Annotated in this window: 13 protein-coding genes; 4 read left to right on the top strand and 9 right to left on the bottom strand. The window is 71.1% G+C overall.

The window, feature by feature from the left end; genetic code table 11:
* The first annotated feature begins 37 nt into the window (after positions 1 to 37).
* The 3 genes from cysD (at position 38) to AB0M59_RS11945 (ending at position 3,453) form a co-directional block, all read left to right on the top strand.
* A complete protein-coding gene (cysD, locus tag AB0M59_RS11935) occupies positions 38 to 970 on the top strand; it encodes a sulfate adenylyltransferase subunit CysD (RefSeq protein WP_364612917.1) in 933 nt (310 codons plus the stop codon).
* Positions 970 to 2,778, top strand: coding sequence for an adenylyl-sulfate kinase (gene cysC, locus AB0M59_RS11940; RefSeq protein WP_364612696.1), 1,809 nt, complete (start codon positions 970 to 972; stop codon positions 2,776 to 2,778). The genes cysD and cysC overlap by 1 nt, the downstream gene beginning before the upstream one ends.
* Before the next feature lie 114 nt (positions 2,779 to 2,892).
* Positions 2,893 to 3,453: a hypothetical protein gene (locus tag AB0M59_RS11945; RefSeq protein ID WP_364612699.1), complete on the top strand. Its 561-nt coding sequence runs from the start codon at positions 2,893 to 2,895 to the stop codon at positions 3,451 to 3,453.
* Between the two features lie 6 nt (positions 3,454 to 3,459).
* Here the strand turns inward: AB0M59_RS11945 and AB0M59_RS11950 are convergent, their stop codons facing one another.
* The 4 genes from AB0M59_RS11950 to AB0M59_RS11965 all read right to left on the bottom strand — a co-directional run bounded on the left by AB0M59_RS11950 (position 3,460) and on the right by AB0M59_RS11965 (position 6,711).
* Entirely contained in the window at positions 3,460 to 4,179 is a 720-nt protein-coding gene (locus tag AB0M59_RS11950; protein WP_364612702.1) for a methyltransferase domain-containing protein, read from the bottom strand.
* 10 nt (positions 4,180 to 4,189) lie between these two features.
* Positions 4,190 to 4,837, bottom strand: coding sequence for a response regulator transcription factor (locus AB0M59_RS11955; RefSeq protein WP_364612705.1), 648 nt, complete (start codon positions 4,835 to 4,837; stop codon positions 4,190 to 4,192).
* Entirely contained in the window at positions 4,834 to 6,060 is a 1,227-nt protein-coding gene (locus tag AB0M59_RS11960) for a histidine kinase (protein ID WP_364612708.1), read from the bottom strand. Before AB0M59_RS11960 ends, AB0M59_RS11955 begins: the two co-directional genes overlap by 4 nt.
* Positions 6,061 to 6,168: 108 nt before the next feature.
* Positions 6,169 to 6,711: a snapalysin family zinc-dependent metalloprotease gene (locus AB0M59_RS11965; protein ID WP_364612711.1), complete on the bottom strand. Its 543-nt coding sequence runs from the start codon at positions 6,709 to 6,711 to the stop codon at positions 6,169 to 6,171.
* Between the two features lie 168 nt (positions 6,712 to 6,879).
* On the opposite strand from AB0M59_RS11965, the gene AB0M59_RS11970 reads away from it, so the two are divergent.
* Complete coding sequence (locus AB0M59_RS11970; protein WP_364612713.1) at positions 6,880 to 8,814, top strand: AarF/UbiB family protein; 1,935 nt, start codon at positions 6,880 to 6,882, stop codon at positions 8,812 to 8,814.
* On the opposite strand, the gene lepB is transcribed toward AB0M59_RS11970, so the two are convergent.
* The 5 genes from lepB to AB0M59_RS11995 all read right to left on the bottom strand — a co-directional run bounded on the left by lepB (position 8,738) and on the right by AB0M59_RS11995 (position 12,134).
* Positions 8,738 to 9,295 carry a signal peptidase I gene (gene lepB, locus AB0M59_RS11975; RefSeq protein WP_364612716.1) on the bottom strand — a complete coding sequence of 186 codons (558 nt, stop codon included), beginning with the start codon at positions 9,293 to 9,295 and terminating at the stop codon, positions 8,738 to 8,740. The genes AB0M59_RS11970 and lepB overlap by 77 nt on opposite strands.
* A gap of 237 nt (positions 9,296 to 9,532) precedes the next feature.
* A complete protein-coding gene (locus tag AB0M59_RS11980) occupies positions 9,533 to 9,865 on the bottom strand; it encodes a YnfA family protein (protein WP_364612719.1) in 333 nt (110 codons plus the stop codon).
* A 135-nt stretch (positions 9,866 to 10,000) separates the two neighbouring features.
* Positions 10,001 to 10,402, bottom strand: coding sequence for a metal-sulfur cluster assembly factor (locus AB0M59_RS11985; protein ID WP_364612722.1), 402 nt, complete (start codon positions 10,400 to 10,402; stop codon positions 10,001 to 10,003).
* Positions 10,399 to 10,848: a Fe-S cluster assembly sulfur transfer protein SufU gene (sufU, locus tag AB0M59_RS11990; protein WP_364383403.1), complete on the bottom strand. Its 450-nt coding sequence runs from the start codon at positions 10,846 to 10,848 to the stop codon at positions 10,399 to 10,401. The genes AB0M59_RS11985 and sufU overlap by 4 nt, the downstream gene beginning before the upstream one ends.
* Positions 10,845 to 12,134: a cysteine desulfurase gene (locus tag AB0M59_RS11995; protein ID WP_364612725.1), complete on the bottom strand. Its 1,290-nt coding sequence runs from the start codon at positions 12,132 to 12,134 to the stop codon at positions 10,845 to 10,847. Before AB0M59_RS11995 ends, sufU begins: the two co-directional genes overlap by 4 nt.
* Positions 12,135 to 12,154: the final 20 nt, after the last annotated feature.

Raw genomic sequence — 12,154 nt, forward strand, 5'->3', positions numbered from 1 at the left:
TCCCAGGATCGCGCACCGCTTGACCGATGACAAGAACATGTTCTACTTTTTTCCGGTGTCCGTGACCTCGTACGAGCTCTCGCACCTGGCCGCGCTCGAAGCGGAGGCCGTGCACGTCTTCCGCGAAGTCGCGGCGACCTTCGAACGCCCGGTCCTGCTCTTCTCCGGCGGCAAGGACTCGGTGGTGATGCTCCACGCCGCCGCGAAGGCGTTCTGGCCCGCGCCGCTGCCCTTCCCCGTGCTGCACGTCGACACCGGCCACAACTTCGACGAGGTGCTGCGGTTCCGCGACGAGACCGTCGCCGCGTTGAACCTCCGGCTGGAGGTGGCGCGCGTGCAGGACGACCTCGACGCCGGTCGCGTCGTCGAGGAGACCGGCCCGGGAGCCAGCCGCAACCGGCTGCAGACGGTCACCCTGCTGCGGGCGATCCGCGAAGGCGGCTTCGACGCCGTGTTCGGCGGCGCCCGCCGCGACGAGGAGAAGGCGCGCGCGAAGGAGCGCGTGTTCAGCTTCCGCGACGAGCACGGCCAGTGGGACCCGCGGGCGCAGCGCCCGGAGCTGTGGAACCTCTACAACGGCCGGCACCGGCGCGGCGAGCACATCCGCGTCTTCCCGCTGTCGAACTGGACCGAGCTGGACATCTGGCAGTACGTCCGCGACGAGCGGATCGCGCTGCCGCCGCTGTACTACGCGCACCGGCGCCCGGTGGTCCAGCGCGACGGCATGCTGCTGGCGGCGACCCGGTTCCTGTCCCTTGTGGACGGCGAGACGCCGTACGAGGCGACCGTCCGCTTCCGGACCGTCGGCGACGCCACGTGCACCGGCTGCGTCGAGTCCTCGGCGGCGACCCCGCCCGAAGTGGTCGCCGAGGTGGCCGCCACCCGCGTCACCGAACGCGGCGCGACGCGCGCGGACGACCGGATTTCCGAGGCAGGCATGGAAGACCGCAAGCGGGAAGGCTACTTCTGATGCAGCTGCTGAGGATCGCCACGGCGGGCAGCGTGGACGACGGCAAGTCCACGTTGATCGGCCGGCTGCTGTTCGACTCGAAGGCGATCTTCACCGACCAGCTCGCCGCCGTCGAACGCGCCAGCCGCGAACGCGGCGAGGACTACCCGGACCTCGCGCTGCTCACCGACGGCCTGCGCGCCGAACGCGAGCAGGGCATCACCATCGACGTAGCGCACCGCTACTTCGCCACGCCCAAGCGGAAGTTCATCATCGCGGACACACCCGGGCACCTGCAGTACACGCGGAACATGGTGACCGGCGCGTCGACGGCCGACCTGGCGCTGGTCCTCGTCGACGCGCGCAAGGGCGTCCTCGAGCAGTCGCGGCGGCACGCGTTCCTCGCGTCGCTGCTCGGGATCGGGCACCTCGTGGTGTGCGTCAACAAGATGGACCTCGTCGGGTGGTCGCAGGAGCGGTTCGAGGAGATCCGCGAGGACTTCCGGCGGTTCGCGATGAAGCTGGACGTCGCCGACCTGACGTTCGTGCCGGTTTCGGCGCTGCACGGCGACAACGTCGTCCACCGCAGCGCGAGCATGCCCTGGTACGAGGGGACTTCGCTGCTGCACCAGCTGGAGGAGGTGCACGTCGCTTCGGACCGCAACCTGATCGACGCGCGGTTCCCGGTGCAGTACGTGATCCGCCGGTCCGACTTCCGCGGTTACGCGGGCACCATCGCCGGCGGGGTGTTCAAGCCGGGCGACGAGGTCGTGGCGCTGCCGTCGGGGATCACCTCCCGGGTGCGCGCGGTGTGGGGCCCGGGCGGGACACCCCTCTCCGAAGCCTTCACCGGCCAAGCGGTGACGGTCGAACTGGCCGACGACCTGGACCTGGGCCGAGGCGCGATGCTCTGCCGGCCCGGCAACCGCGCGGAGTCGGCCCGCGAGGTGGACGCGCTGGTGTGCTGGTTCTCGTCGCGGTCTTCGTTGACGCCGGGTGCTTCCTACGTCGTCCGGCACACGACCACCGAGACGCGGGGGTCGGTGGAGCGGCTGGAGTACCGCCTCGACGTCACGACGCTGCACCGCGACTCCGCGGAGTCGTTGTCCCTGAACGATATCGGCCGGATCCGGCTGCGGACACGCGCGCCGCTGCTGTTCGACCCGTACCGCCGCAACCGCGCCACGGGCGGGTTCCTGCTGGTGGACGAGCACACGGGCGACACGGTCGCGGCGGGCATGATCACCGGCGCGGTCGCGTCCCCGGTCGTCTGGCACACCGCGGCGGTCCGCCGCGAGGACCGGCCGACCCGTGGCGCGACGGTGTGGCTGACCGGGCTGTCGGCCTCGGGCAAGTCGTCGGTGGCGGTGGAGCTGGAGCGCCGGCTGGTGGCGGCGGGCCGCCCGGCGTACCTCCTGGACGGCGACAACCTGCGGCACGGGCTCAACAAGGGTCTCGGCTTCAGCCCGGAGGACCGCGCGGAGAACGTCCGGCGGGTGGCGGAGGTGGCCCGCCTGTTCGCGGACGCGGGCGTCGTGGCGATCGCGTCCCTGATCAGCCCTTATTCGTCGGACCGTGCTTCGGCGCGGGCGATTTCCGGAGACCTGCCGTTCGTGGAGGTCTTCGTGGACACGCCCCTCGAAGTGTGCGAGGCGCGGGACCCGAAGGGGATGTACGCGAAGGCGCGCGCCGGGGAGATCACCGGGTTCACCGGGATCGACGCACCTTACGAGCGGCCGGCCGCGCCGGACCTGGTGCTGCGCCCCGGCGACGGCGACCCGGCCGCGATGGCCGCGGCGATCCAGGCCCTCCTCGACGACCTCGCCTAGCGTGTGCCCTTTTTGGCCACGGCGTTACGTCGGAAGCATGTGCGTCACAGATCGATTTGTGGTCTGATGTCCCCCGTTAGCCCGTTTGGCGTAGAGGGGAACTCAGTGAAAAGCGTGGTTTGGTGGTCTATCGGCTTGCTGTGCGGAGTGGGGCTGATGGCGCTCGGCCTGTTCGGCTCCGGGGAGCCCAGCGACAAGGTGCTGTGCGGCAGCGAAGAGATGCGACCGGGGCAGACCTGCGACCGGACCCAGTACGGCCAGACGACCAGCGAGACCTACGAAGAGAAGCGGCAGGAGTCGATCGACGCCGCGGCCACCTTCAAGGGCGGCGGCCGGTGGGTCGCGTTCGGCATCGGCGCGGGGATCGCGGGATTGTGCGGTTGGCGGCTGGTCGTCGCGATCCGGCGCAAGGCCGGCCGGGGACCCGGTCCGGTTGTCGGGACCGTGTCCGGGCAGCAGCCCGGCTTCGCTCCGCAGCCGGGATACCCGCAGCAGCCGGGGTTCCAGCAGCAAGGGTTTCAGCAGCAGCCGGGGTTCCCACCGCAGGGGTTCCAGCAGCAGCCGGGGCTCCCACCGCAGGGGTTCCAGCAGCAGCAGGGATTCCCCCCGCCGCAGGGCTTTCCGCAATCTCCGCCGCCGGGATACCAGCCGCCGCCCGGGCCGCGTCAGCAGTAACGACTCCTAGCCGGCTTCGAGCGCGAAGAACAGGAAGCTCGGGAAGGTGTCGAGCAGGTCGAAGTCGTCGGGGAACAGCTCACGTGCTTCCGGCACCGGATGGGGTTCGCTGATCACGGAGATCCGGAAGCCGGCCGCGGTGAAGGCGTCGGTCATCGCGTGCAGCGGCCGGTTCCAGAAGGTCATCCGCGCGGTTTCGCCGTGCATCTCGAATTCGTCGGTCCAGGTGTAGGACTCGAAGTAGTCGGGCCGGGGCCCGGCCTGGCGGTGCGTGAGGTTGACCATGAAGGGGTGGTTGACCGACGCGATGAGCCGGCCGCCGGGCTTGAGCACACGCCGGATCTCGGCGAGCGTCGGCTGCCAGTCCCGAAGGTAGTGCAGCACGAGGGACGCCACGACGTCGTCGAACGCGGCGTCGGCGAAGGGCAGCGGGTCGGCCAGGTCGGCGACCCGCAGGTCCGCGCCGGCGCCGAGCCGACGTCGGGCGTGCTCCAGCATTCCGGCACTCTGGTCGATCCCGGTCACGGCGGCGCCCCGCTCCCGCAGCGTGGCGAACAGCGGGCCCGAGCCGCAGCCGGCGTCGAGGATCCGCCGTCCGGTCACGTCTCCGGCGAGCGCGAGGGTGGCGGGCCGTTCGTAGTAGGCGTTCATGAGACTGGTTTCGTTCTCGGCCGTGTACGCCTCGGCGAATTCGTCGTATGCGGCAACCTGGGTCATGCGGCCCATGGTGCCCGAATCAGCCCGCCGGCGTCACGAAGCCGGAATCGTACGCCCGGATCACGGCCTGCGTCCGGTCGCGCGCGCCCAGCTTCGCCAGCACGTTGCCCACGTGCGTCTTCACCGTCTGGATCCCCAGGTACAGCTCCCCCGCGATCTCCACATTGGACAGACCGCCGGCCATCAGCCGCAGCACCTCGCGTTCCCGCTCGGTCAGGGCCACGCTCGCCAGCCCGTCACCGGAGGGCGCGTGGTGGGCCGCGAGGCGGCGGATCGCCGCCGGGAACAGCAGGGACTCGCCCGTCACCACCGTCCGGATCGCCGCCACGATCTCCTCAGGCCGCGCCCGCTTCAACAGGAACCCGCTGGCGCCCGCGACGAGCGCGTCGTACACGTAGTCGTCGTTCTCGAAGGTGGTCACCACGATCACCTTCGGCGGACTGTCCATGGTGGACATCAGGTGCGTGGTGGCCCGGATCCCGTCCACCGCGGGCATCCGCACGTCCATCAGCACGACGTCCGGGCGCAGCCGGGCCACCAGCCCGGGCACCTCGGCGCCGTCGGCGGCCTCCCCCACCACCGAAAGCCCGTCCTCGCTGTCGATGATCGCCCGCAGCCCGGCGCGGATCAGCGGCTCGTCGTCGACCAGCAGCACGCGCACGCTCATCGCCCGCTCCCCCACGGCACCCGCACCACGACCTCCCACCGCTCGTCCACCCGCCCGGCCGACAGCTCGCCGCCGAGCACCTCGACCCGCTCGGTCATCCCGCGCAGGCCGCGGCCGCCGCCGGTGCGGCCCGAGCCGGCGCCCAGCGGGTTGGCGACCCGGGCGACCAGGCCGTGCGCCGCGACGTCGACGACCACCGTCACCGAGACCCTACCGGCGTGCCGCACCGCGTTGGTCAGGCATTCCTGCAGGATCCGGTACACCTCGCGCGACACCACCGCGGGCACGGCGGCCAGGTCGCCGTTGAGTTCGGCAGTGACATCGGTGCCGGCCAGCCGCGTCGTTTCGAGCAAGGTCGGCAGCTCGGTCAGGCCCGGCTGCGGCGTCCGGCCGGCCGCCTCGTCGCGCAGCAGCCCGAGGACGTGGTCGAGGTCGTCGAGCGCCGTCCGGGCCGACTCCTCGATGGCGCCGAGCGCGCGTTCGGTGAAGTCCGGGTCGGTGCGCAGCGTCCGCCGGGCGGCGCCGGCCTGGACCGTGACGACGCTCAGCGCGTGCCCGACCGAGTCGTGCAGCTCCCGGGCCAGGCGGTTGCGCTCGGCGAGCTGCCCGGTCCGCCGTTCCAGCTGGGCGATCCGGTCGGCGGCGGTCATCCCGAGCAGCCGGACCGCGGCCCGGCGCAGCCCGGCGCCGGTCGCCCAGACCGCGTAGACCAGCAGCACCACCCCGACCGTGAACACGACAGGCAGCCAGACCGACGGCCAGCCGGTCGGGACGGTGACCTCGTCGCCCCCGGAGGTCTGGAGGAAGTGCCCGGTGAACACGGCGCTGATCGAGATCCCGACGGCCACGGGCGCGGCGAGGCTGAAGAAGCTGACCACGAACCCGGCGACGACGTGCAGCACGAACATCCCCGCTGCGCGCCGGCGGCCCGGCCGGGTACGGGGTTTCGCGGGGGCGTCCGGCACCGGGTCGTCGAGCAGCTCGCGGACCGCGGTGGACTCGAGCACGTGCACCGCGGGCAGGAAGGCGGTCCCGGCGAGGACGAGCAGGGTGAGCAGGCCGCCGACGAGGGTGGCGCGTTCGACGGTGGTGACGAACGGCAGCAGCGACGGCACGGCGACCGCGGAGAACAGCAGGTAGGGCACGCTGATGGCCCCGCCGAGGACGAGGTACACCCAGCGGCGGTAGGTCGCCTTGCTCGTCAGGGGGCGGAGTACGCGCACCGGTCGATCTTCGCAGGCCGTCCCGGTGCGCGCCTCCCCCTCGAGATGGAGCGTCGTGAGTGAGAAACAGTGTTCTAACCCTGTTTCTCACTCACGACCGGCGCCGGCTCAGTAGGCGACGTTGCGCGTCTCGGTACGAGCCGCGGTGAAGCCGTTCACCCACAAGGACTGCACCTTCGCCGCCTCGGCCGCGGACGGCTTGGCGTTCTTGCACGCCGTCCCCGGGCCGTGGCCGGACATCAGTTCCGTGCACGGTCCCGTGTAGTGGTCCGGCAGGCCGAGGTTGTGGCCCAGCTCGTGCGCCGCGATGCGCGTCGGGTCGAAGCCCTCCGCCACCTGGCTCGTGTCCAGGTAGATGTCGCCGCGGCCGTGGCCGTTCGTGTTCGTGTACGACCCGCCACTGTGGATCTCGTGGAACTTGATCGTCGCGCCCGAAGTGCGCTTGACCAGCTTCACGTCGGTGACCGCGGCGTTCCAGTTGGCCGCGCCCTGGTCGATCTGGCCGAGGTAGTCCGGTGCGCCCGACGAGCTGTAGTACAGGGTCGTGACCGCGGCCGCCGAAGCGGCGGGGGCCACCGCGAGGCCCAGGCCCAACGGGGCCGCGACTGCCGTGGCCAGCGCCACGACCCGGCCGATCGCGCGTCCGTTCATCGTGTCTCCTTCGTCCGGTTTAGAGAACACTTCACCGTGGTTCGCGCGGTCAGGTTAGAAGTCCACGGACGACCCGGGCCACGGCCGAAAGTAGCTCCCTCGCGGGAGGGAGGCCGGTCCCGCCGCCGCATGAGCCGTCCGGCCCAGCCCGCGTGGTCTGCTCTGAGCATGGACGTCCTACTGGGCCTGCTGACCCTCCCCTTGTACGCGCTCGTGCTGTGGCCGCTGGTGGTCGCGTCGCGGCGGGTGCTCGGGGTCCGGATCGGCGCCGTCCGCGCGCTGTGCGGCGCCGGGTTCGGCTGGCTCGTCGCGGGCGGCATCGCCCAGGCGTTCCCGGTTTCCCTGCTGCACAACGGCGGTGCGGCCGTCGGCCTGCTGATCCCGTTGGCGGGCAGCGCCTTCCTCGCGACGCTGATCTTCCTCCTGGTCGCCGAAATGGCCCTGCCGGGCGGGTTCCGGCTGCGCTCGGTGCGCACCAAGATCCGCCGCGCCCGCCGGTACTCGAAGATCAGCCGGATCGCCATCAAGCACGGCCTCGGCCGCTACCTCGCCGGCCGCCGCGACCCCGATCTCGCGCCCGGACGGCACGCCAAGCTCGCCCGCTCGCTGCGCCAGGCGCTGGAGGAGGGCGGCGTGACGTTCGTGAAGCTCGGCCAGCTGCTCTCGACGCGCGCGGACCTGCTGCCCCCGGTGTTCGTCGACGAGCTCGGCAAGCTGCAGGACCGGGTGGCGCCCGCGAAGGCCGACGCCGTGTGGGCCGTGCTGACCGAAGAGCTGGGCGGCTCACCCGACGACGTCTTCGCCGAGTTCGACCCCGAGCCCCTGGCCGCCGCGTCGGTCGCGCAGGTCTACCGGGCGAAGCTGCGCAGCGGCGAGGACGTCGTGGTCAAGGTCCAGCGCCCGGGCGTGCGGGAGCAGGCCGAATGCGACGTCGACATCGTCCGGCGTGTCGCCGCGGCGCTGGAGGAGCGCGCGGACTGGGCGCGCTCGCTCGGGGTCGCGGAGCTGGCCGACGGGTTCGCCGAAGCGCTCACCGAGGAGCTCGACTTCACCATCGAGGCCCGCAACATCACCGCCGTGGCCGCCACTTCGTGCCCGGACGTCGTCCTGCCCACCGTCCACAAAGCACTGTCCACGGAGCGCGTCCTAGTCATGTCCCGGTTGGCCGGCAAGCCGCTGGAGCAGGCACCGGCGGCCGACCGCAAGCGGCTCGCGCGGTCACTTCTGCGGTGCCTGCTCGACCAGGTGATGATCGGGGGCGTCTTCCACGCCGACCCGCACCCGGGCAACCTCATGGTGCTCGAAGACGGCCGCCTGGGGTTGCTGGACTTCGGCTCGGTCGGCCGGCTCGACGCCGGGCTGCGCGGCGGCCTGCAGAACCTCGTCCTGGCGCTGGACCGCGGCGACCCGGCCGCCCTGCGCGACGGCCTGCTGGAGATCGTCGACCGCACGGACGACATCGACGAGCAGCGCCTCGAACGCGCCCTCGGCGCCCTGGTCGCCCGGCACTTCGGGCCCGGCCGCGCCGCCGGCCTCGACCTGTTCACCGGGTTGTTCCGGGTGGTCGCGGACTTCCGGTTGAGCGTGCCGCCGCCGGTCGCCGCGGTGTTCCGGGCGCTCGCCACAGTGGAGGGCACCCTGGCCGCGCTGGATCCCGCGTTCGACGTCGTGGCCGAGTCGCGCGCGTTCGCCGTCGAGCAGGTCGGCGCCAAGCTGCGGCCGGACTCCCTGCGCCACACGGCGATCACCGAGGTCATGGCGCTGCTGCCGGTGCTGCGCCGCATCCCCCGCCGCGTCGACCGCATCGGCGCGGCCCTGGAGGAGGGCCGGCTGTCGGTGAACGTCCGGCTGTTCTCCGACGAGCGCGACCGCGACGTCGTCACGAGCCTGGTGCACGAGGTCCTGCTGGCCTTCGTCGGCGCGGCGACCGGGCTCATGGCCGTGCTCCTGCTGACCGGCACGGGCGGCCCGCGCATCGCCGCGGACCTGACCCTGCACCAGGTGTTCGGCTACAACCTGCTGGTGATCAGCGCACTGGTGGGGCTGCGGCTGCTCTTCGTCGTCTTCCGGCGCTCCGGACGGCGATCACGATCAGCCCGATGACGCCGCCGGCGAACAGCACGAACCCGCCGAGGATCCACCACCGCAAGCCGGGCAAGGTCCCGTCGGAGTACGGCGTTCCCGGCAGACCCGCGTCGGCGAACGAGGTGACCGGGGTCAGCGCCTTCGGAGTGACCACCGTGCCGGTCGCGACCACGAACCCGATGACGCCGGACGACCGCACCGGGCCGCTGAAGCGCGAGTCGTCGGAGTTGCCGCGGTTGTCGCCCTCGACGAAGATCATGCCCTCGGGCACTTTGGCCGAAAAGCCGTAGAGGCCGTCGTCACCGGGATTGATGTAGGGCTCGGTGATCGGCTTGCCGTTGACCGAGAGCTGCTCGTCGGTGCAGCAGGCGACGGTGTCCCCGGCCAGCCCGACCACCCGGAAGACGCTGATCCCGGCGTGGCTCGACTGGGCGAACGCACTGGCGTCGATGGCGACGAGATCCCCGCGGTGCACCTCGGCGGCGTCGGCCCGGCGCACGACGAGCCGATCGCCGGGCGCCAGCGTGGGGCTCCATGTTCGCGCCCTGCATCACGTAGGCCTCGTACCCCAGCATCAGCCGCCCGAAGCCGTAGACGTCGGCACCCACACCGAGCACCGCGACGAAGATCAGCACCAGCACCAGGCGCAGACTGGAGCGCGGCTGGGGTGGTTCGGGCGGCGCGGACGGAAAGGACATCTCGGTCACGATGATCTATCGGCCCGCCACCGCCGACGTTACCCCGTCCGGGGTGCGTACATGATCACTGCGACCCCGGCCAGGCAGAGCAGCGCGCCGAGCACGTCGTAGCGGTCCGGGCGGTAACCGTCCGCCACCATCCCCCAGGCCAGCGAGCCCGCCACGAACACCCCGCCGTACGCCGCGAGGATGCGGCCGAAGTGGGCGTCCGGCTGGAGCGTCGCCGCGAAACCGTACAGGCCCAGGGCCAGCAGGCCGCCGCCGATCCAGAGCCAGCCGCGGTTTCCGCGCACGCCCTGCCAGATCAGCCACGCGCCGCCGATTTCGCACACCGCCGCGGCCAGGAACAGGAGGATCGACCGCAGGACCACCCCGGGATCCTAACCCGGTGCCGTTCACGCTGAGTCATTCTGCCGCCGGGTGTAGGTCGTTATACACCGGTAAACGCCATAAAGGGCACCCCCACGGCTCTTAAGTCCGTGAGGGTGCCCTTTATGGCAAAGAAGTCAGACGGTGAAGCCGAGGGCGCGCAGCTGCTCGCGGCCGTCCTCGGTGATCTTCTCCGGGCCCCACGGCGGCATCCAGACCCAGTTGATCCGGAAGTCCTTGACCAGGCCGCCGGACGTCAGCGCCGCCGACGTCTGGTCCTCGATGACGTCGGTCAGCGGGCAGGCCGCCGACGTGAGCGTCATGTCGATCGTGGCGGTGTTGTCCTGCTCGACGCGGATGTCGTAGACCAGGCCCAGGTCGACGACGTTGATGCCGAGCTCCGGGTCGACGACGTCGCGCATGGCTTCCTCCACGTCCTCGAGCTTGGCGAGGTCGAGGTCCTGCGTTGCGGTCGTTTCGGCGTCGAGGTCGGCGGCGGTCCGGCCCTCGCGAACGTCGGTGGCGGTCTCTTCGGTCATGCTTTCTCAGCTCCACTGGTGGTCCGGGCGACGGCGTCCTTGAAAGCCATCCAGCCGAGGAGGGCGCACTTGACGCGGGCGGGGTACTTGGCAACGCCCGCGAAGGCGATCCCGTCCTCCAGCACGTCCTCGTCCGGCTCGATCTTTCCCTTGCCCTGCATCAGTTCCACGAAGGCGTCCATGGTGGTGAACGCCTCCTCAAGGGTGTGGCCGACGACGAGATCCGTCAAGACCGACGTCGAGGCCTGGCTGATCGAGCAGCCCTGGCCGTCGTAGGAGACGTCGGCGACCTTCCCGTCGTCGAGCTTGACCCGCAGCGTCACCTCGTCGCCGCAGGTCGGGTTGACCTGGAACGACTCGGCGTCGAACGGGTCGCGCAGGCCGCGCCCGTGCGGGTTCTTGTAGTGGTCCAGGATGATCTCCTGGTACATGTTCTCCAGGTTCACCGGGCCACCCCGAAGAACTTCTGCGCCTCGCGCACACCCGCCACCAAGGCGTCCACTTCGGACAGCGTGTTGTACAGGTAGAACGACGCGCGGACGGTCGCCTGGGCGTCGCAGGCCCGGTGCAGCGGCCACGCGCAGTGGTGGCCGACGCGGACGGCGATGCCGAGGCTGTCGAGCACCTGGCCGGCGTCGTGCGGGTGCACGCCGTCGATCACGAACGACACGGTCGCGCCGCGGTCCTTCAGGCCCGTCGGCCCGATGATCCGGACGCCCGGGATCGCGCCGACACCCTCGATGGCCGCCGCGGCCAGCTCGTGCTCGTGGGCGGCGATCCGGTCCATGCCGATGGCCGAGAGGTAGTCGACGGCCGCGCCGAGGCCGATGGCCTGCGACGTCATCGGCACGCCGGCCTCGAACCGCTGCGGCGGCGGCGCGAAGGTCGAGCCTTCCATGCGGACCATCTCGATCATCGATCCGCCGGTGAGGAACGGCGGCATCGCTTCGAGCAGCTCGGTGCGGCCGTACAGGACACCGATGCCGGACGGGCCGAGCATCTTGTGCCCCGAGAACACCGCGAAGTCGACGCCGAGGGCGTGGAAGTCGACCGGGAAGTGGGGTACCGACTGGCAGGCGTCGAGCACGGTCAGCGCGCCGACGGCCTTGGCCTTCTCGACCAGCAGCGGGACGGGGTTGACCGTGCCGAGCACGTTCGACTGGTGCGCGAACGCGACCACCTTGGTGCGCGGCGTGATCAGCTCGTCCACATCGGACAGATCCAGGCGGCCGTCGGGCGTCACCTTGAACCACTTCAGCGTCGCCCCGGTGCGCTGGCACAGCTGCTGCCACGGCACGAGGTTCGCGTGGTGCTCCATCTCGGTGATGACGATCTCGTCACCGGGCCCGACGACGAAACGCGCGGCTTCGGGACCGGCCGTGGCGGCGTTGCTCATCGAGTACGCGACGAGGTTGATGCCCTCGGTCGCGTTCTTGGTGAACACCAGCTCTTCGGGGTCGGCGCCGACGAACTCCGCGATCTTCGCCCGGGCGGACTCGTAGGCGTCGGTCGCCTCTTCGGACAGCTGGTGCGCGCCGCGGTGGACGGCGGCGTTCGACGTGAAGACGTAGTCGCGTTCAGCGTCGAACACCGTTGTCGGGCGTTGCGACGTCGCCCCGGAGTCCAGGTACACCAAGGGCTTCCCGTCGCGAACCGTGCGCGACAGGATGGGGAAGTCGGCCCGGAGGGCCGCCACGTCGAGTGGCACAGAGCTGGCCGAGGTGGTGGTCATCGGGCCGACTCCTCTCGTTC

This window comes from Amycolatopsis sp. NPDC051371 (assembly GCF_040682155.1).
GTDB lineage: Bacteria > Actinomycetota > Actinomycetes > Mycobacteriales > Pseudonocardiaceae > Amycolatopsis.

Bases quoted from the DNA above. Each gene is read 5' to 3' on its own strand.
- cysD (WP_364612917.1), top strand. From the start codon at position 38: ATGTTCTACTTTTTTCCGGTGTCCGTGACCTCGTACGAGCTCTCGCAC.
- cysC (WP_364612696.1), top strand. From the start codon at position 970: ATGCAGCTGCTGAGGATCGCCACGGCGGGCAGCGTGGACGACGGCAAG.
- AB0M59_RS11950 (WP_364612702.1), bottom strand. From the start codon at position 4,179: ATGGGCCGCATGACCCAGGTTGCCGCATACGACGAATTCGCCGAGGCG.
- AB0M59_RS11955 (WP_364612705.1), bottom strand. From the start codon at position 4,837: ATGAGCGTGCGCGTGCTGCTGGTCGACGACGAGCCGCTGATCCGCGCC.
- AB0M59_RS11965 (WP_364612711.1), bottom strand. From the start codon at position 6,711: ATGAACGGACGCGCGATCGGCCGGGTCGTGGCGCTGGCCACGGCAGTC.
- AB0M59_RS11970 (WP_364612713.1), top strand. From the start codon at position 6,880: ATGGACGTCCTACTGGGCCTGCTGACCCTCCCCTTGTACGCGCTCGTG.
- AB0M59_RS11985 (WP_364612722.1), bottom strand. From the start codon at position 10,402: ATGACCGAAGAGACCGCCACCGACGTTCGCGAGGGCCGGACCGCCGCC.
- AB0M59_RS11995 (WP_364612725.1), bottom strand. From the start codon at position 12,134: ATGACCACCACCTCGGCCAGCTCTGTGCCACTCGACGTGGCGGCCCTC.